22 protein-coding genes are annotated in these 18,437 nt (G+C 66.5%); 4 read left to right on the top strand and 18 right to left on the bottom strand.

Annotated features, from left to right (window positions below; all coding sequences use genetic code 11):
• Positions 1-322 precede the first annotated feature (322 nt).
• From D7T59_RS17580 to rlmE, 3 genes are all read right to left on the bottom strand, one after another.
• Positions 323-508 (bottom strand): hypothetical protein, encoded by a 186-nt coding sequence (locus D7T59_RS17580; protein ID WP_164139428.1) that lies wholly within the window; start codon positions 506-508, stop codon positions 323-325.
• 101 nt (positions 509-609) lie between these two features.
• Positions 610-2,544 (bottom strand): ATP-dependent zinc metalloprotease FtsH, encoded by a 1,935-nt coding sequence (gene ftsH, locus D7T59_RS17575; RefSeq protein WP_164139430.1) that lies wholly within the window; start codon positions 2,542-2,544, stop codon positions 610-612.
• Between the two features lie 69 nt (positions 2,545-2,613).
• On the bottom strand, positions 2,614-3,246 hold the full coding sequence (rlmE, locus tag D7T59_RS17570) for a 23S rRNA (uridine(2552)-2'-O)-methyltransferase RlmE (protein ID WP_005409014.1): 633 nt from the start codon (positions 3,244-3,246) through the stop codon (positions 2,614-2,616).
• 65 nt (positions 3,247-3,311) lie between these two features.
• Here rlmE and yhbY point away from each other — a divergent pair, with 65 nt between their 5' ends.
• On the top strand, positions 3,312-3,617 hold the full coding sequence (gene yhbY, locus D7T59_RS17565) for a ribosome assembly RNA-binding protein YhbY (RefSeq protein WP_164139432.1): 306 nt from the start codon (positions 3,312-3,314) through the stop codon (positions 3,615-3,617).
• Positions 3,618-3,630: 13 nt separating this feature from the next.
• Positions 3,631-4,005, top strand: coding sequence for an Mth938-like domain-containing protein (locus tag D7T59_RS17560; protein WP_164139434.1), 375 nt, complete (start codon positions 3,631-3,633; stop codon positions 4,003-4,005).
• Positions 4,006-4,032: 27 nt separating this feature from the next.
• On the opposite strand, the gene D7T59_RS17555 is transcribed toward D7T59_RS17560, so the two are convergent.
• From D7T59_RS17555 to surE, 5 genes are all read right to left on the bottom strand, one after another.
• The gene (locus D7T59_RS17555; protein WP_180851605.1) at positions 4,033-4,521 is read right to left on the bottom strand and encodes a YqhG/Tai3 family protein; all 489 of its coding nucleotides are present in this window, start codon (positions 4,519-4,521) and stop codon (positions 4,033-4,035) included.
• A 180-nt stretch (positions 4,522-4,701) separates the two neighbouring features.
• On the bottom strand, positions 4,702-5,481 hold the full coding sequence (locus tag D7T59_RS17550) for a peptidoglycan DD-metalloendopeptidase family protein (RefSeq protein WP_180851603.1): 780 nt from the start codon (positions 5,479-5,481) through the stop codon (positions 4,702-4,704).
• Positions 5,478-6,092: a YqaA family protein gene (locus tag D7T59_RS17545; protein ID WP_180851601.1), complete on the bottom strand. Its 615-nt coding sequence runs from the start codon at positions 6,090-6,092 to the stop codon at positions 5,478-5,480. Before D7T59_RS17545 ends, D7T59_RS17550 begins: the two co-directional genes overlap by 4 nt.
• Before the next feature lie 18 nt (positions 6,093-6,110).
• Positions 6,111-6,788, bottom strand: coding sequence for a protein-L-isoaspartate(D-aspartate) O-methyltransferase (locus D7T59_RS17540; protein ID WP_164139442.1), 678 nt, complete (start codon positions 6,786-6,788; stop codon positions 6,111-6,113).
• Positions 6,785-7,564, bottom strand: a complete 780-nt coding sequence (surE, locus tag D7T59_RS17535) for a 5'/3'-nucleotidase SurE (RefSeq protein ID WP_180851599.1) — start codon at positions 7,562-7,564, stop codon at positions 6,785-6,787. The genes D7T59_RS17540 and surE overlap by 4 nt, the downstream gene beginning before the upstream one ends.
• A gap of 208 nt (positions 7,565-7,772) precedes the next feature.
• Here surE and D7T59_RS17530 point away from each other — a divergent pair, with 208 nt between their 5' ends.
• Positions 7,773-8,312 carry a Smr/MutS family protein gene (locus tag D7T59_RS17530; protein ID WP_005409007.1) on the top strand — a complete coding sequence of 180 codons (540 nt, stop codon included), beginning with the start codon at positions 7,773-7,775 and terminating at the stop codon, positions 8,310-8,312.
• Between the two features lie 125 nt (positions 8,313-8,437).
• Here the strand turns inward: D7T59_RS17530 and truD are convergent, their stop codons facing one another.
• The 10 genes from truD to D7T59_RS17480 form a co-directional block, all read right to left on the bottom strand.
• Complete coding sequence (gene truD / locus D7T59_RS17525) at positions 8,438-9,469, bottom strand: tRNA pseudouridine(13) synthase TruD (RefSeq protein WP_180851597.1); 1,032 nt, start codon at positions 9,467-9,469, stop codon at positions 8,438-8,440.
• Entirely contained in the window at positions 9,466-9,963 is a 498-nt protein-coding gene (gene ispF / locus D7T59_RS17520; RefSeq protein ID WP_164138868.1) for a 2-C-methyl-D-erythritol 2,4-cyclodiphosphate synthase, read from the bottom strand. The genes truD and ispF overlap by 4 nt, the downstream gene beginning before the upstream one ends.
• A gap of 34 nt (positions 9,964-9,997) precedes the next feature.
• The gene (ispD, locus tag D7T59_RS17515) at positions 9,998-10,696 is read right to left on the bottom strand and encodes a 2-C-methyl-D-erythritol 4-phosphate cytidylyltransferase (protein ID WP_164138869.1); all 699 of its coding nucleotides are present in this window, start codon (positions 10,694-10,696) and stop codon (positions 9,998-10,000) included.
• The gene (gene ftsB / locus D7T59_RS17510) at positions 10,693-11,046 is read right to left on the bottom strand and encodes a cell division protein FtsB (protein ID WP_164138871.1); all 354 of its coding nucleotides are present in this window, start codon (positions 11,044-11,046) and stop codon (positions 10,693-10,695) included. The genes ispD and ftsB overlap by 4 nt, the downstream gene beginning before the upstream one ends.
• A 4-nt stretch (positions 11,047-11,050) precedes the next feature.
• A complete protein-coding gene (gene eno, locus D7T59_RS17505) occupies positions 11,051-12,343 on the bottom strand; it encodes a phosphopyruvate hydratase (protein WP_106548954.1) in 1,293 nt (430 codons plus the stop codon).
• Between the two features lie 109 nt (positions 12,344-12,452).
• Entirely contained in the window at positions 12,453-12,782 is a 330-nt protein-coding gene (locus tag D7T59_RS17500) for a hypothetical protein (protein WP_180851595.1), read from the bottom strand.
• Positions 12,782-13,129, bottom strand: coding sequence for a hypothetical protein (locus D7T59_RS17495; RefSeq protein ID WP_180851593.1), 348 nt, complete (start codon positions 13,127-13,129; stop codon positions 12,782-12,784). Before D7T59_RS17495 ends, D7T59_RS17500 begins: the two co-directional genes overlap by 1 nt.
• Entirely contained in the window at positions 13,126-13,956 is an 831-nt protein-coding gene (gene kdsA, locus D7T59_RS17490; RefSeq protein ID WP_019338187.1) for a 3-deoxy-8-phosphooctulonate synthase, read from the bottom strand. Before kdsA ends, D7T59_RS17495 begins: the two co-directional genes overlap by 4 nt.
• An 89-nt stretch (positions 13,957-14,045) precedes the next feature.
• Positions 14,046-15,710, bottom strand: coding sequence for a CTP synthase (locus tag D7T59_RS17485; RefSeq protein ID WP_106548957.1), 1,665 nt, complete (start codon positions 15,708-15,710; stop codon positions 14,046-14,048).
• Positions 15,711-16,110: 400 nt separating this feature from the next.
• Positions 16,111-16,344, bottom strand: a complete 234-nt coding sequence (locus D7T59_RS17480; protein WP_049429546.1) for a hypothetical protein — start codon at positions 16,342-16,344, stop codon at positions 16,111-16,113.
• Between the two features lie 170 nt (positions 16,345-16,514).
• Between D7T59_RS17480 and parE the strand changes: the two genes are divergently transcribed.
• Positions 16,515-18,404: a DNA topoisomerase IV subunit B gene (gene parE, locus D7T59_RS17475; protein WP_164138876.1), complete on the top strand. Its 1,890-nt coding sequence runs from the start codon at positions 16,515-16,517 to the stop codon at positions 18,402-18,404.
• Positions 18,405-18,437 lie beyond the last annotated feature (33 nt).

Below are 18,437 nucleotides of genomic sequence, written 5' to 3'. Positions count from 1 at the left end.
CTWTTGGGKTCAKATCCKTTTTCCTCCGKAAAACGKATCTGACCCCATTCTTGTACATCGATATCTGACAGATGTGTCGACCAAGGTCGACACCTACCAACAGCTCCCGGAATCTGTCAGAGGTGGGGCGGTGTCGGAGGGCGGGGTGTCAGCCGCATGGATGCGGCTGCCAAGCCCCCATGGATGGGTTCACGGCGTCCCCGCCCTCCGACACCGCCCCGCCAAATCACGGAATGCCGCTGTCGCTGTTGCTGTTGCTGCTGAGGTTGCCGGCCAGCGGCCGGCACTACCGCGGGTGCAGGGCGCAGCCCTGCCGACACCCTCAACGGCGGCGGCGCTTGCGGTCCACGTACAGGGTCCTGGCGATGCTCAGCACGATGCCGACTCCGATACCCACCACGCAGCCCAGCAGCAGGTTGTCGGCACCCAGCCCTACGCCCACGCCAACCACGGTGGCGATGACCATCTCGACGGTGTGGGAAATCGGTTCGGGCTTCGGGGCGGACATGCAGACTCCAGCGTCAGTTCGGTTCAGCAGATGGGCCGGGGGCCCGGAAACGACGAAGCCGGGTTGCCCCGGCCTCGTCTGGTGCTACATGCAGCGGGCCGTCAGTGCGATTCGGCCGGGCCTGCGATCGGCGGCAGCGGACGGGCGTCGCCGCCCTTGTCGTCGCCACCGTCCTTGTTCGACTTGTTCCAGCCGGCCGGCGGCGGCGGATCACGGCCTTCCATGATGGCGTCGATCTGCGGCGCATCGATGGTCTCGTACTGCAGCAGCAGCTGGGACATCGCGTGCAGCTTGTCCAGGTTGGCCGTCATCAGCTCGGTGGTACGCGCATAGGCCTCGTCGAGGATGTTGCGCACTTCCTCGTCAATGCGGCGCGCGGTGTCGTTGGAGACGCTCTTGTGCTGCGTGACCGAACGGCCCAGGAACACCTCGTCGTCCTCTTCGCCATAGGCGATCGGGCCGAGCTGGTCGGACAGGCCCCACTTGGTGACCATGTTGCGGGCCATCTTGGTAGCGCGTTCGATGTCGTTGGAGGCACCGGTGGTGACCTTGTCGGCACCGAAGATCAGCTCCTCGGCCACACGACCACCGTACAGCGAGCACAGCTGCGACTTGATCGCCACGCGGTTCATCGAGTACTTGTCGCCTTCCGGCAGGTACATGGTCACACCCAGCGCACGGCCGCGCGGGATGATGGTGACCTTGTAGACCGGATCATGCTCGGGCACCAGACGACCAACGATGGCGTGGCCGGCTTCGTGGTAGGCGGTGAGGGTCTTCTCCTCCTCGCTCATGGCCATCGAGCGGCGCTCGGCACCCATCAGGATCTTGTCGCGGGCACGGTCGAAGTGGTCCATGCGGACTTCCTTCTCGTTGCCACGTGCAGCGAACAGGGCAGCCTCGTTGCAGAGGTTGGCCAGGTCGGCACCAGAGAAGCCCGGGGTACCACGCGCGATCACCATCGGCTCGACGTCGTCGGCCAGCGGCAGCTTGCGCATGTGCACCTTCAGGATGTGCTCGCGGCCCTTCACGTCCGGCAGGCCGACCACGACCTGGCGGTCGAAACGGCCCGGACGCAGCAGCGCCGGGTCCAGCACGTCCGGACGGTTGGTCGCGGCGATCACGATCACGCCTTCGCCACCTTCGAAACCGTCCATCTCGACCAGCAGCTGGTTCAGGGTCTGCTCGCGCTCGTCATGACCGCCACCCAGGCCGGCACCACGATGGCGACCGACGGCATCGATTTCGTCGATGAAGATGATGCACGGGGCGTGCTTCTTGGCCTGCTCGAACATGTCGCGCACGCGGCTGGCACCGACGCCTACGAACATTTCCACGAAGTCCGAACCGGAGATCGAGAAGAACGGCACCTTGGCTTCGCCGGCGATGGCCTTGGCCAGCAGCGTCTTGCCGGTACCCGGCGGGCCGACCATCAACACGCCGCGCGGAATCTTGCCGCCCAGCTTGGTGAACTTGGACGGATCGCGCAGGAAGTCGACCAGCTCGCCCACTTCTTCCTTGGCCTCGTCACAACCGGCGACGTCGGCGAAGGTGACCTTGATCTGGTCTTCGCCCTGCAGCTTGGCGCGCGACTTGCCGAAGGACATCGCGCCCTTGGCACCGCCGCCACCGCCCTGCATCTGGCGCATGATGAACAACCAGAAGCCGATGATCAGGATGACCGGCAGGAAATTCATCAGGATCGCACCGAGGGAAATGCCGCTGGACGGCTCCTCCTGCACGATTTCCACGTTCTTGGTACGCAGCACGTTGATCAGGTCACGATCGAACGGCGCGGTGATGGTGGACGACTGCCCACCGCGGGTGGTGTAGGTGATCTGGCTGGTACCACCGCGCGTATCGCCGCCGAAGGCGACCTTCTGTACGTTGCCGGTGTCCACCTGGTCCAGGAACTGCGAGTACGAAGCGCCCTGCGCCCCAGCCCCCGAGGTCTTGGGCGAGAAGCTCTGGAAGACCACCATCAGCACGACGGCGACGACCACCCATAGCAGGAGGTTCTTGGTCAAGTCGTTCATCCTCATTGGCTCCGGTGTTCCTCTCAGTGCTGGCGTTGCGTTGGGGTCGAACTTGCGTACGTTGCGAGCTTACTTCATGTGGGCGCGTTTTCCCTGACCCAAGGCATACACCTCGGGGGAGCGCTTGCGCGACGCTTCCGGCTTGCGGATGGAGACCTTGTCGTACCGGCGGCGCATGTCGCGCACGTAGTCGTCAAAGCCTTCACCCTGGAACAGCTTGATCAGGAACGCCCCACCGGTCTTCAGGTGGTTGTCGGCAAAATCCAGGGCCAGCTCCGCCAGGTGCATCATCCGCGGCTGGTCAACCGCGCCCACACCACTCTTATTGGGGGCCATGTCCGACAGCACAAGGTCTACCGGCTGATCCCCGAGCATGGCTTCAAACTGCGATAGGACGGCTTCTTCCCTGAAGTCACCATGAAGGAACTCCACGCCGGCCAGCGGCGGCATGTCCAGGATGTCCAGGGCCAGCACGCGGCCGGTGTCGCCGATCTGTCTCCGCACCTGCTGAGACCAACCGCCCGGGGCCGCACCGAGGTCGACCACCACCATGTGCGGCTTCAGCAACCGGTCACGTTCAAGCAGCTCTTCGAGCTTGTAGGCGGCACGCGAGCGCATGCCTTCGGCCTGTGCCTTCTTCACGAAGGGGTCGGAGAAGTGTTCCTTGAGCCAGCGCTGGCTGCTTTTGCTGCGGGTAGCCATTGAAAATAGGGGCTGATGGGGTCCTCATGATACCCTGATCGCCCCATTCAACCGTCTTTTCCTGCATGTCCATCGCCCTGACCGCCTCCCAGACCCGTTTCCTGCGCGGCCAAGCCCACGACCTGAAGGCCCTGCTGCAGACCGGCGGCAAGGGCGTGACCCCGGCCTTCATCGCTGAGCTGAACGAAGTGCTGGAGCGCCACGAGCTGGTCAAGGTGAAGGTCGCTGCCGAAGACCGCGACGCCCGTGACGTGATGATCGGCGAGATCGTCGAAGCCACCGGGAGCGCGCTGGTGCAGCGCATCGGCCACGTCGCCGTGCTGTACCGCCCGAGCAAGGAACAGCGCCAGATCGTGCTGCCGCGCGGCTGATCGCCCCACTGCCATGCAGCTGAACCACGAACCGCCGGATTACGCCTACAGCCTGCGCGCCGCCGATGGCCGCTCGGCCAAGGTGAATGACCAGGTGCTGGGCAGCAGTTTCTTCCTCACCCCGGACCAGCTGGTCACGCAATGGCCGGTAGTCAGCGCCAGCGCGCTGCAGCCGGCCGACCTGGAACCGATCCTGGCGCTGAACCCGGCACTGATCGTGCTTGGCACCGGTGACCGCCAGGTGTTCCCGCCAGCGGTGGTGATGGCCGCCTGCCTGTCGCGCGGGATCGGCCTGGAAGTCATGAACAATCCAGCCGCCGCACGTACCTTCAACATCCTGGCCGGCGAAGGCCGCAAGGTCGCGGCGGCCTTCATTCTCGAAGGCTGACGTGGCGCCGCCGGGCATGGCCCGGCGCTACCCGTGCGTGGCGGTACAACGGAAGGCCGAGAAGTCCTTCAGCCGCCCGATCAGGTTGCCGCCCTGGCCCCAGCGGATATCCATGACCTTCCAGTACTCGCCCTGCCTTTGCAGCAGGACCCGGTCGGTCCAGCGATAGTCGCCTATCGCCATTTCGACGGGCACCCAGCTGGCATCGCCGCTGGTCGCGGGCAGCCCCACCTTTACCGTTTCCGGCCGATCCGGCGCCATCAGATATGTGCTCCGGTCCAGCATGTGCGGCTTTTCGTCGGGCGCCGCCAGCGCGGAGCACGCCTGTTCATATGCACGCTGCGCATCGATGGCGGCGCGCAGAGGATCGCCCAGCAGCGGCGCGATCGCGCCCTGGTCTGGCCCACGAGCCTGCAGGGCGGCGTAGAAGCGGGAGGCGACCTCGTGTGGATCGCTGGCCGCAATGGCCAGCGGCGCGACGATGAGCAGCACGAGAGCGGAGGCAAGGCGGGACATGGGGCACCGGGTCGGCAGGGTCCGCCCAAGAATGCCGTGCATTCCATTCGCCGTGAAGATCATTCTGCGACACGCCAGATCGCAGATGTCCGCGTCGCGGCGAAAGGCAGCCGAGCATCGGCTCGGCTCTACAGGTCCGGAGCGCCGGGCATGGCCCGGCGCTACCCGTATCTGCCTGCGTCAGCGCGCCGGCAGATACTGCTGCGGGTCGACCGGCTTGCCGTTGTAACGAATCTCGAAATGGACCATGTCGCGGTTCGCACCGGTACGGCCCATCTCGGCGATCTGCTCACCGGCCTTCACGCTCTGGCCTTCATTCACCAGGCGCTTGCGGTTGTGGCCATAGGCCGACAGCCACTGATCACTGTGCTTGATGATGATCAGCTCACCGTAGCCGACCAGGCCCGCACCGGAGTACACCACCACGCCGTTGGCGGTGGCCTTCACCGCCTGGCCGCTGGTGCCGGCGATGTCCACGCCCTGCTTGGTTGCGTCACCGGCAACGTAGCGCCCGACGATGGCGCCATCGGCCGGCCAGCGCCAGGCGATGTTGCTCTTCACCGGGCCCACCGGGGCGGTGGTCGGCGCGGTGCTGCCCGTGCTGCCACCGGAACGCGGCGGCGTCACCACCGTGGTCGGCGCGCGGCCACCGCTGGCACCGGCCGGATACAGGCGGATCACCTGGCCCGGATGAATGGTCGACGGGTTGTCCAGGCTGTTCCAGGCGATCAGGTCGGCCGGGGTGATGTCGTGGATGCGGGCCAGCGCATAGATGGTATCGCCCTTGCGCACGACCACGGTCTGCCCGGGCTTGGGCACCGAGGTCTTCGGCGTGCTCACGCCACCGGTGCTGCCGCCGCCCGGGCGGACCACGGTGGCGGTGCCGCAGGCGGCCAGGGTGGAAACCAGCAACGCCAGCGCGCCGATGCGCACTCCCTTGCTCAGACGATCAGGACTCATGCGAACTTCGACCTCCATACAAGCCAGGCGATCAGCACCACCACCAATGCGGTGGCGATCCAGCCCAGCGGTTCAATCCAGCGGCGCAGCGCCGCTTCGGCACGCGCACCACCGATACGGATGACCGCGGCCAGCACGTACACGCGCTTGCCACGACCGATCAGCATGCTCAAAAGATACTGCGGCATCGGTACACCGACGATACCCGATGCCCACGTGAAGACCTTCATCGGGATGGGCATGAAGCCGCCCAGCACCAGGAAGGTGAACACCGCCCACGGCGACTCGGTCATCTTGGCCTGCACGGTGGTGATGCCCTGCTCGATCGCCGGAAGCATGCCCAGCGCTTCGAACAGCGGCTTGATCGCCTCGAAGGCGAAGTGGCCCAGCGCGTAGCCGACCACGGCGCCGACCATCGAGCCGGCCAGGCTGAGCGTGGCGAACCACCAGCCGCGCTTGGGCTGGGCCACGCACATCGGCGCCAGCATCACCTCCGGCATCACCGGGAAGATGATCGCTTCAAAGAAGCTCAGCACCGTCAGGTAGGTCGGCGCGCGTTCGTGCGCTGCCCACTTCATCGCCCGCTCGTACAGCGGCCCGAAAATCTTCATGCAACCCTGCTCCGTGGATTAGTCGAGCATGCCGGACAGCAGCGGCACGAAGGTGACCGGCGCCAGCACGCGTTGTTCGATGCTGCCGTCGGCCTTGCGGTCCAGCTGCACCAGCGACTGCCCGCCCGGCCCGCCGACCGGCGCCACCAGGCGGCCGCCCTCGGCCAGCTGCCCGACCAGTTCGTCGACCAGTGCGGGCGCTGCGGCGGTAACCACGATGGCATCGAACGGACCGTGCTCGGCCCAGCCGGCGCGGCCGTCGTCATGCTTGGTGCGGATGTTCATGCCCAGCGCACGGAAGCGCTTGCGCGCCTGTCGCAGCAGGTCGCCGATGCGCTCGACGGTGTAGATTTCCAGGCCCAGCGCGCCGAGCACGGCAGCCTGGTAGCCTGAGCCGGTACCGACTTCCAGCACTTTCTTCGGCGAGACCTGCAGCACGGCTTCGGTCATGCGCGCCACCACCCACGGCTGTGAGATGGTCTGGCCGTGACCGATCGGCAGGGCGGTGTCTTCATAGGCGCGTGACGCCAGCGCTTCGTCGATGAACAGATGACGCGGCACCACCCGGATCGCATTCAAGGTCGCCTCGTCGACGATGCCGGCCTCGCGCAGGCGATCGACCAGGCGGTCACGCACGCGCTGCGAGGTCATGCCGATACCAACGGCTTCCGGTTGCAGGCGAAGGCGTGGGCTCATGCCGGCTGGTCCAGCGCGGCGCTGAGGCCGCCGACCCAGCTGGCCACCTTCTCCAGGGCCTGGTAGCGGGTCAGGTCGACCTGGATGGGAGTGATCGAGATGTGGCCGGTGCGTACCGCGTGGAAATCGGTGCCGGGGCCGGAGTCCTGCTCACGACCGGCCGGGCCGATCCAGTAGACCTCGTTGCCGCGAGGGTCCTTCTGCGCGATGCAGCCTTCAGCGCGATGGCGGTTGCCCAGGCGCGTGACCTCGAAGCCCTTGACTTCGTTCCACGGCAGGTCCGGCACGTTGACGTTGAGGATGGTGTCGGCGGGCAGCGGATCGGCCTTGAGGCGGGTGACGATCTCGACCGCGGCACGCGCAGCGGTTTCGAAATGCTTCGGGTCGTGGTTGCGGCTGACCAGTGAAACAGCGACCGCCGGCAGGCCGAGGAAACGACCTTCCATCGCCGCCGAGACAGTGCCCGAATAGATCACGTCATCGCCGAGGTTGGCGACGTTGTTGATGCCGGACACGACAATGTCGGGCTCGAATTCAAGCAGGCCGGTCAGCGCCAGGTGCACGCAGTCGGTGGGCGTACCGGCCACCGAGACGGTGTAATGGTCGATGCGCTTGAGGCGGATCGGCAGGTCCAGGGTCAGCGAGTTGCTGGCGCCGGAGCGATCGCGGTCGGGTGCGACCACCGTGACTTCGTGCCCAGCCTCGCGCAGCACCGAGGCCAGCATCCGGATGCCTGCGGCGTCGACACCGTCGTCGTTACTCACCAGGATTCGCATCTTCGATTTAACCGCTTGATTTTCCAAGAATTCGATTCCGTCACCGTGCAGTGTGGGCGGGACCGTCGTGCTCCCTGCGGAAGCCGTCGACCCTGCAAGGGCATCATCTATTGTGCCGCATGCGAGCCGCCGGTCCTACCCTGCCGGCGGTCACGACCGGCATCGAACCGTCATAGGCAGACCTGCGCCGGCGGTTTACCCTGTGCGCATGTCGCACCCTGAAGACGAAGATCCGGCCGCATTGTTCCGTGCGGCCATCGGCGAAGTGACGCCGCTGCGCAAGGATGCCGAGCCGGCCCCCGCCGCGCCCCGGCCGAAGCCGCGCGCGCGCATGGCCGAACGCGACGAGGCCGAAGCGGCGGGCGAGTTCGCCCGGCTGCTGCGCGACAGCACCCCGCTGGAAGCGGGCGACGTGGCCAGCTATCGCCGCGACAACCTGCCACCGCGCCTGTTCCAGCGCCTGAAGCGCGGCCAGTATTCGGTGCAGGACGAACTGGACCTGCATGGTGCCACCGCCGCGCAGGCGGAGACGCTGCTGCGCCAGTTCCTGCTGGAGGCGCATGCACACGAATACGGCTGCGTGCGTATCATCCACGGCAAGGGCCTGCAGTCCGATGGCGGTGCGCCGGTACTGAAGAATCTGGTCGATCGCCTGCTGCGGCTGCGCAACGACGTACTGGCGTTCCATTCGGCGCCGACCGGACAGGGCGGTACCGGCGCGGTGCTGGTGCTGCTGGCGCGGCGGTGACTAACCCGGCGGCGACGGTCCGGTAGAGTCGACTGTTAGTCGACTGCTTCTTGCGGCAGCGCGCGAAAAGCCCGCGCTGCGCGCGATAGTCGACTAACAGTCGACTCTACCCCCCGCCCGCCTGCTCAGGCCTGCGAGGCGTCTTCGACCGGGCCGAGCTCGTGCAGCACGGCGGTGGCGTAGCAGCCGGGCGGCAATGCGAACGACAGCTCCAGCACGTCATCGGCCAGCCACTGGTGCTGCAGCAGCGCCGGGCGCAGGCGCAGCGCGCGGCGTTCCTGCTTCAGGCGCGCGTCTTCCAGGCCAGCCCGCAGCGCCTTCGATTCCTCATCGTCCAGCGCGGCCAGCTCCAGCTCACGTGCCGCGTCGGCGCTGCGCAGCTCACCTTCGCCCCACAGCGGTGCACTGGGATGGATGTCGAAGCGCGCCAGGCGCTCGGCCAGCACGCCGGTGTACGGCTCGGGACCGAACACACTGCGGCTGCCATCAAGCATCCACACTTCGCCATCCAGCGGTTGATCCCAGTTGCCCTGTTCCACGCGCGCGGCCAGCACGCGGTTGAACAGTGCCGAACGCGCCGCCGACAGCAGCAGCGAACGCTGGTCCTTGCGCATGCGGCGGCCACCAAACATCGCCAATGCCGCCGGCACGTTGCCGCCGTCGCGACCGAAGCGCTGTTCGCCGAACCAGTTCGGCAGGCCACGCTCGGCAATCTGCTGCAGGCGCTCGTTGATCGCCGCGGCATCGCCCTGCACCTCGCGCAGCACCAGCTTGAAGCGGTTGCCAGCCAGTGCGCCACGCTGCAGCTTGCGGTTGTGCCAGGTGGACTCGATCACTTCGATCTCGTCACCGGCCAGCTCGGCCAGGTCCGGCGCAACGCGCTTGGGCAGGTGCACGCTGAAACGCTGGGTGGTGACCGCGTGGCGATCCTTCATGCCCGCGTAGCTCACCGCCATTTCCGGCAGGCCGGCCCACTTGGCCAGCAGCCTGGCCACATGCACCGTGTTGGCGCCGCGCTTGCGGATATGCAGCAGCAGGTGCTCGCCTTCACCAGTAGCCTCGAAGGCCGGCAGCTCGTCGACCTGGAAATCTTCCGGCGTGGTGCGGATGCGCGCCGTCAACAACGGCGCACCGAACGCGAGCGGCAGCGGAATCATGCCGCCACCAGCAACACGACCGCCTGTGCGGCAATGCCTTCACCGCGCCCGGTGAAACCCAGCTTCTCCGACGTGGTTGCCTTCACGCTGACCGCATCCAGCGGCAACTGCAGCAGCTCGCCGATGCGCTCACGCATGGCCAGGGCATGCGGGCCGACCTTGGGCCGCTCGCAGATCACGGTGATATCGGTGTTGCCGACGCGCCAGCCACGCTCGCGCAGCAGACCGTCGCAATGGCGCACGAAATCACTGCTGTCGGCGCCCTTCCAGCGGTCGTCACTTGGCGGGAAATGCTGGCCGATGTCACCCAGCGCCAGCGCACCGAGCATCGCATCGCACAAGGCGTGCAGGATCACGTCGCCATCGCTGTGCGCAAGCACGCCGCAGCTGTGTGGAACGTTCACGCCGCCAAGCATGATGTGATCGCCTTCGCCGAAGGCATGGACGTCGTAGCCCTGGCCGATGCGGACGGGCGGGAACGGTGCGGTGCTCATGGATGCAACCCTTGCAGCAGGGCCGCGCGGACGATCAGTCGGCGCGGCGGGAAAGTACGAATTCGAACCGGTCCAGATCGGCCGGGGTGGTGACCTTGAAGTTGTCCTCGCTGCCTTCCACCAGCAGCGGGCGCTGGCCCTGGCGCTCCATGGCCATCGCCTCGTCGGTGACTTCGACACCGGCGGCCGCGGCTTCGGACAACGCGCGGCTGAGCTGATGCCGACGGAACAGCTGCGGGGTCAGTGCGCGCCACAGGCGTTCGCGCGGCTCGGTGCCATCGATGCCACCGTCGTCACCCGCACGCTTGAGCGTGTCGCGCACCGGGGCAGCCAGGATTGCGCCGACCGGGTCGGCACGGCCGACCTCGAGCAGGCGGCCGAGATCGGCCGGCGACAGGTTCGGCCGCGCGGCATCGTGGACCAGTACGAACTCATCGGCGCGCACCGTCTCCGGCAGTGCCTGCAGGCCAGCCAGTACCGAAGCGGCACGGGTCGCACCACCGATGCAGGTCAGCACCGGCTTGCCCGCCCACTCGTTCCAGCCGGGCCAGTCGGCGTCGTCCTGGCCGATCACCACCATCGCCCCGGCCACGGCCGGGTGCGCCAGCAGCGCGTCCAGGGTATGGGCAAGCAGGATCTGTCCACCTGCCTGCAGGTACTGCTTGGGCAACGGCGCACCGAAGCGGGTGCCACGGCCAGCAGCCGGAACCACGACCCAGATCGCCGCACTCATGGCACGTCCGCCGGGTGTTCGCCGACCTGCGCACTGACACCTGCCGCAGGTTGCGCCGGGTGGACCGGCGCATCCTCGACCACGCGGTAGAACTTTTCGCCAGGCTTGATCATGCCCAGTTCGCTGCGCGCGCGTTCCTCGATGGCGGACTGGCCTTCCTTGAGGTCCTTCACTTCCGCAGCGAGCGCATCATTGCGCTGCTGCAGGCCCTCATTGTCCCGCTCCTGGTTGGCGACCTGGGCTTCGAGCATCATCACTTCGCCCGAATTGCCCGGACCGAACCAGAAGCGGTACTGCAGCCAGCCCAGCAGCAGGGCCAGCACCAGCAGCATCCAGCGCCAGTCGCGCATCGGCTCAGCGCTTCAGCGAAACGAACGCGTCACGACCGGCGTAACGCGCGCCGGCGCCGAGGGCTTCCTCGATGCGCAGCAGCTGGTTGTACTTGGCCACGCGATCGCTGCGGCACAGCGAGCCGGTCTTGATCTGGGTGGCGGTGGTGGCCACGGCGATGTCGGCGATGGTGGTGTCTTCGGTTTCGCCGGAACGGTGCGAGACCACGGCGGCATAGCCGGCACGATCGGCCATGGCGATCGCTTCCAGGGTCTCGCTGAGGGTGCCGATCTGGTTGACCTTGATCAGGATCGCGTTGGCGGTGCCCGAGTCGATGCCTTCTTGGAAGATCTTCGGGTTGGTCACGAACAGGTCGTCACCGACCAGCTGCACCTTCTTGCCGATGCGGTCGGTCAGCAGCTTCCAGCCAGCCCAGTCGTTCTCGGCCAGGCCGTCTTCAATCGTGATGATCGGGTACTGCGCGGCCCAGTCGGCGAGGAAGTCGACGAACTGCTCGGAGGTCAGGCGCTTGTTCTCGCCCACCAGGTTGTACTTGCCGTTCTCGAAGAACTCGCTGGAGGCCACGTCCAGGCCCAGCAGCACGTCTTCACCGGCGGTGTAGCCAGCCTTGCCGATCGCTTCGAGGATGGTGTCCAGCGCTTCGACGTTGCTGCGGAAGTCCGGTGCGAAGCCGCCTTCGTCGCCCACGGCGGTGCTCAGGCCGTGGCCCTTCAGCACCGACTTCAGCGAATGGAAGATCTCGGTGCCGGCGCGCAGCGCTTCGGAGAACGAGGTGAAGCCCACCGGCAGCACCATGAACTCCTGGAAGTCGACGTTGTTGTCGGCATGCGCGCCACCGTTGATGATGTTCATCATCGGCACCGGCAGCGACGGGGTCACGCCGGTCTTTGCAGCCAGGTACTGCCACAGCGCCTGCTTGCTCGATGCGGCGGCGGCGTGCGCGGCGGCCATCGAAACACCCAGCAGCGCGTTGGCGCCCAGGCGGCCCTTGTTCTCGGTGCCGTCGAGGTCGATCAGGCGACGGTCGAGGCCGTCCTGGTCGGTGGCCTCGAAGCCCTTCAGCGCATTGGCGATGGTGGTGTTGACGTTGTCTACGGCCTTGCGCACGCCCTTGCCCAGGTAACGGGTCTTGTCGCCGTCACGCAGCTCGACCGCTTCCTTGGTGCCGGTCGAGGCGCCGGAGGGAACCGCGGCGCGACCGAACGAACCGTCCTCCAGGATGACTTCGGCTTCCAGCGTGGGGTTGCCACGGCTGTCGAGGATTTCACGGGCGTGGATGCTGCGGATCGTACTCATGGTCGGGCCGGTTACCTGTATGGAGAGGGGGCGACAAAACGAATGCCGCGTGATTATCCCCGGCTGCCCGCCACTTGCCAAATGGCGCAGGCGGCTTCAGCCCCAGGCTTCAGCCCCAGCTGGACCCGATCACGATCAGGACCATCGATACCAGCATCACCAGCAATGCACCGGCAATCGCCGCCAGGATGGGGCCACGCTGCCGACGCCAGGCCAGCACCATCGCCACCGGGCAACCCAGGAAGGACAGCACCATCGTGACCAACGCGCCCAGCAGCCACCACTGCGCGGCCTGCACGCCGTTGTTTCCGTCCCCCGGCGGCCGGAAGCCGGCCGTGAAAGCCAGCACGCCCACCACAAGGGCCATCCAGGTCAACGCGGCCAGGCCCAGAGCGATCAGCCCCCAGGGCCAGCCGCGCGCCGACGCGGTCGTATTCATCAAAGCAATCCGTAGAACAGGGCGCCGAACCACAGCGACAGCAGGATGATCGCCAGGCCGGCGGCCACCTTGCCACGGTTCAGGCGCCAGGCCAGTACGGCCGCAGCGACGCAGCCTACGGCCGCTACCAACTCTGCGACCATCAGCGCGATGAAGTACGCGCGCAGATTGAGCGCGCTGCCACCATCACCCGGCGACCGCACGGACGCTGCGCCGATCAACACCAGCCCGAACATGCCCACGGTGAACAGCACGGCCAGGCCCAGTGCAATCAGGCCCCAGGGCCACTGTTTCCAGTGCCGGCGGCGGCGCCGGGTCTCCAGCGCCAGCCACGGGTCACGACTCACGCGAAGCGCGAGAAACCGTGCTTCTTGGTCACTGCGTCGAGTTCCATCAGGGTCTCGAGCAGGGCTTCCATCTGGTCCAGCGGCCACGCATTGGGGCCATCGGACAGCGCCTTGGACGGGTCCGGATGGGTCTCGGCGAACAGGCCGGAGATGCCCACCGCCACGGCGGCACGGGCCAGCACCGGCACGTGCTCGCGCTGGCCGCCGGAACTGGTGCCCTGCCCGCCCGGCAGCTGCACCGAATGGGTGGCGTCGAACACCACCGGGCAACCGGTATCGCGCATCACCGCCAGCGAACGCATGTCGCTGACCAGGTTGTTGTAGCCGAAGCTGGCACCACGCTCGCAGACCATGATCTGCTCGTTGCCGGTGGCCTTGGCCTTCTCCACGACCGGCTTCATGTCCCACGGCGCCAGGAACTGGCCCTTCTTGATGTTGACCGGCTTGCCAGCCGAGCACACCTTGCGGATGAAGTCGGTCTGGCGGACCAGGAACGCGGGGGTCTGCAGCACGTCCACCACCGAGGCCACTTCATCCATCGGGGTGTACTCGTGGACGTCGGTCAGCACCGGCACGCCGATCTGCTTCTTGACCTCGGCCAGGACCTTCAGGCCCTCCTCCATGCCCGGGCCGCGGAAGGCGGTACCCGAAGTGCGGTTGGCCTTGTCGAAGCTGGACTTGAAGATGAAGTTGACGCCGAGCTTGTCGGTGATCTCCTTCAGCTTGCCGGCGGTATCGAGCTGCAGCTGCATCGACTCGATCACGCAGGGGCCGGCGATCAGGAACAGGGGCTGGTCCAGCCCGACCTCGAATCCACACAGTTTCATGGCGTTTCCTTGTTGTCCGCAGCACCGGCCGGGCCGGTGCGCTGGGGGTTGAAGCATGCAGGATGGGGGCCGAAGCCCCCATTCACAAGTCAGGCGCGCGCTTCGGAAAGCAGCTTGCCGCCGGCCTTGCGCTCACGCGCGGCACGGATGAAACCGATGAACAGCGGGTGGCCGTCACGCGGCGTGGACAGGAATTCCGGGTGCGCCTGGCAGGCCAGGAACCACGGATGCGCGTCACGCGGCAGTTCGACCACTTCCACCAGGGTGTCGTCCATCGACTTGCCGGCGATCACCAGGCCGGCATCTTCCAGCTGGGTGCGGTAACGGTTGTTGAACTCGTAACGGTGGCGGTGGCGCTCTGCAACCACGTCCTTGCCGTACAGCTCGCGGGCCAGCGTGCCCGGCTTCAGGCGCTGTTCCTGCAGGCCCAGGCGCATGGTGCCGCCGAGGTCGCTCTTGTCGTCGCGCTTCTCGACATCACCGGTGGCGGTGCGCCATTCGGTGATCAGGCCGATCACCGGGTTCGGCGACTGGCGGTCGTTCTCGGTGCTGTTGGCGCCCTCCAGGCCGACCACGTTGCGCGCATAGTCGACGACGGCCGCCTGCATGCCGTAGCAGATGCCGAAGTACGGCACCTGCTGCTCGCGGGCGAACTTCGAGGTCAGCACCTTGCCTTCGAAACCACGGTCACCGAAGCCACCCGGCACCAGGATGCCGTCGACATCGGCCAGTGCAGCCATGTCGGTGCCTTCCAGGTCCTGTGCTTCCAGCCACTTCAGGTTGACCTTGGTGCGCTGGCGCAGGCCGCCGTGCTTGAGGGCTTCGCCGACCGACTTGTAGGCGTCCTGGTGATCGACGTACTTGCCGACCACGGCGATGGTCACTTCGTCCAGCGGATGCAGGGTCGCGTCGACCGCGTCCTCCCACATCGACAGGTCGACCGGGCCCACCTTGTCGGCCAGCTTCAGCTGGTTGACCACGATCTCGTCCAGGCCCTGCGCGTGCAGGCCCGACGGAATGCGGTACAGCACGTCCACGTCCGGCACGCTGATCACCGCGCGCTCGGAGACATTGGTGAACTGCGCGATCTTGCGGCGCTCCGAATCCGGCACGGCCTGCTCGGAGCGGCACAGCAGCACGTCCGGTTGGATGCCGATCGAGCGAAGTTCCTTCACCGAGTGCTGGGTCGGCTTGGTCTTCAGCTCGCCGGCGGCGCCGATGTACGGCACCAGGGTAAGGTGCATGAACAGCGCCTTCTCCGGGCCGCGCTCGGTACGCACCTGGCGGATCGCTTCCAGGAACGGCAGCGACTCGATGTCGCCGACGGTGCCGCCGATCTCGACCAGCGCCACGTCGTAGCCTTCGGTGGCTTCATCGATGCAGCGGCGGATCTCGTCGGTGATGTGCGGAATGACCTGCACGGTCGCGCCCAGGTAATCGCCGCGGCGCTCCTTGCGGATCACGTTCTCGTAGATGCGGCCGGTGGTGACCGAGTTCTTGCGGCTCAGGCGGGTGCGCACGAAGCGCTCGTAGTGGCCCAGGTCGAGGTCGGTCTCGGCGCCGTCGTCGGTGACGTAGACCTCACCGTGCTGGAACGGGCTCATGGTGCCCGGGTCGACATTGATGTACGGGTCGAGCTTCATCATCGTGACCTTCAGGCCACGGGCTTCGAGAATGGCGGCCAGTGACGCAGCGGCAATGCCTTTGCCGAGCGAGGACACCACGCCGCCGGTTACGAAAATCAAGGGAGTCATGGCTGCAAGCATCCTGTCTGGAAATGGAAAACGGCAGCACCACGCGCACCCGGAGGGCGGGCATGGAGCTTGAAGGGGGTTTTCCGGTTCGCTGGGGCAGCGAGGGAGATGCTGGGCCGTGCGGCGGCAGGCGCCGGACGGGGACCACCCTGCGAGGTCGGGGCGGCCGTGCCGGTCATATCGACCGTCACCTGCGACCCGCATTGCTGGCGACCACGCATGGCCGTGCCAGCCCATTCGCAAAGGGTGGACACGCACTTACTCCCGGAAAGCCATAGTTTACAGATTGATGGCCGCCAACCCAAGAGGCAGTTGCGGCCATCACCCAAAAGAAACGCCCCGCTGAGCGGGGCGTCGGGGGGCGAATCCCTTGCGGCAAGGGCTTCGGAGGGTGGAAGGATTACTTCTTCTTCCTCGCCTCTTCTTCCTCTTCCTGCTGCGGGGCCGGCTGGCCCTGCGCCTTCATTTCGGCATTGGCCTGGGCGCGGCGCTTGGCCTTGGCATCGGCTTCGGCCTGTGCCTTGTCGGCCTGGTCACCCTGCTGCGGGGCCGGCTGGCCGGCGTTCTGCGCCACCACCAGCGGCACTGCAACGGCGGCAGCGGCCAGGATCGCAATGGTCAGCAACTTCTTCATGAGGTCCTCCTCGCGGTATGGCTTGGATGTTTCGACCCAACGGGGCCGCCGGCGTTCAGATTCCAGCGACTGCCATTTTACCCCCTCCCCGCCGCCGAGGCTGAACCGCAGGCGTGCAAAATCCCCGTCCACACCGCACACTTGCGCGTCGCTCCGCGCTTTGAAGATAGATGAACGCACGCTATAACGCCGCCGATATTGAAGTCCTGTCCGGCCTGGACCCGGTCAAGCGCCGTCCTGGCATGTATACCGACACCGCGCGCCCGAACCACCTGGCGCAGGAAGTGATCGACAACTCGGTGGACGAGGCCCTCGCCGGCCACGCCCGCTCGATCGAGATCACCCTGTACAAGGACGGCAGCGTGGAGGTCAGCGATGACGGCCGCGGCATGCCGGTGGACATCCATCCGGAAGAGAAGATCCCGGGTGTCGAGCTGATCCTCACCCGCCTGCATGCGGGCGGCAAGTTCAGCAACAACAACTACACCTTCTCCGGCGGCCTGCACGGCGTGGGCGTCAGCGTGGTCAACGCGCTGTCGACCCTGGTGGAAGTCCACATCAAGCGCGAAGGTGCCGAGCACCGCATCACCTTCCGCAACGGCGACCGTGCCACCCCGCTGGAAGTGGTCGGCAGCGTCGGCAAGAAGAACACCGGTACCCGCGTGCGCTTCTGGCCGGACCCGAAGTACTTCGATACGCCCAAGTTCGCCGTGCGCGCGCTCAAGCACCTGCTGCGCGCCAAGGCGGTGCTGTGCCCGGGCCTGACCGTCAAGCTGACCGACGAGGCCACCGGTGAAGTCGACACCTGGTACTACGAAGACGGCCTGCGCGATTACCTGAAGCTGGAACTGGGCGAGCGCGAATCGCTGCCGGCCGAGCTGTTCGTCGGCAACCTCAAGAAGGACACCGAGGTGGTGGATTGGGCCGTGGCCTGGCTGCCGGAAGGCGAGCTGGTACAGGAAAGCTACGTCAACCTGATTCCCACTGCCCAGCACGGCACCCACGTCAACGGCCTGCGCACCGGCCTGACCGAGGCGCTGCGCGAGTTCTGCGACTTCCGCAACCTGCTGCCGCGTGGCGTCAAGCTGGCCCCGGAAGACGTGTGGGACCGCGTGTCGTTCGTGCTGTCGCTGAAGATGACCGACCCGCAGTTCAGCGGCCAGACCAAGGAACGCCTGTCCTCGCGCCAGGCGGCCGGTTTCGTTGAAGGCGCCGCCCACGATGCCTTCAGCCTGCTGCTGAACCAGAACGTGGAGCTGGGCGAGAAGATCGCGCAGATCGCCATCGAGCGCGCCAGCGCGCGCCTGAAGACCGAGAAGCTGGTCGTCCGCAAGAAGGTCACCCAGGGCCCGGCCCTGCCCGGCAAGCTGGCCGACTGCATCAGCCAGGACCTGTCGCGTACCGAGCTGTTCCTGGTGGAAGGTGATTCGGCAGGCGGCAGCGCCAAGCAGGCCCGCGACAAGGACTTCCAGGCCATCATGCCGTTGCGCGGCAAGATCCTGAACACCTGGGAAGTCTCGTCCAACAGCGTGCTGGCCTCGGAAGAAGTGCACAACCTGGCCATCGCCATCGGCTGCGACCCGGGCAAGGATGACATCAGCGGCCTGCGCTACGGCAAGGTCATCATCCTGGCCGATGCGGACTCCGACGGCCTGCACATCGCAACCCTGCTGACCGCACTGTTCCTGAAGCACTTCCCGGCGCTGGTCGATGCCGGCCACGTGTTCGTGGCGATGCCGCCGCTGTTCCGCATCGACGTGGGCAAGCAGGTGTTCTACGCCCTGGACGAGGAAGAAAAGCGCTCGATGCTGGACAAGATCGAACGTGAGAAGATCAAGGGCGCCATCAACGTGACCCGCTTCAAGGGCCTGGGCGAGATGAACCCGCCGCAGCTGCGTGAATCCACCATCCACCCGGATACGCGCCGCCTGGTGCAGCTGACCGTGGACGATCGCGAACAGACGAGTTCGCTGATGGACATGCTGCTGGCCAAGAAGCGTGCCTCCGACCGCAAGGGCTGGCTGGAGAGCAAGGGCGATCTGGCATCGCTGGAAGTCTGATGCCGGCGCGGGGTCGGATCCGTTTCCCCGGGG

Source organism: Stenotrophomonas maltophilia (genome assembly GCF_013464915.1).
GTDB classification, from domain to species: domain Bacteria; phylum Pseudomonadota; class Gammaproteobacteria; order Xanthomonadales; family Xanthomonadaceae; genus Stenotrophomonas; species Stenotrophomonas maltophilia_AT.
This window is presented reverse-complemented; position numbering and strand designations above follow the sequence as displayed.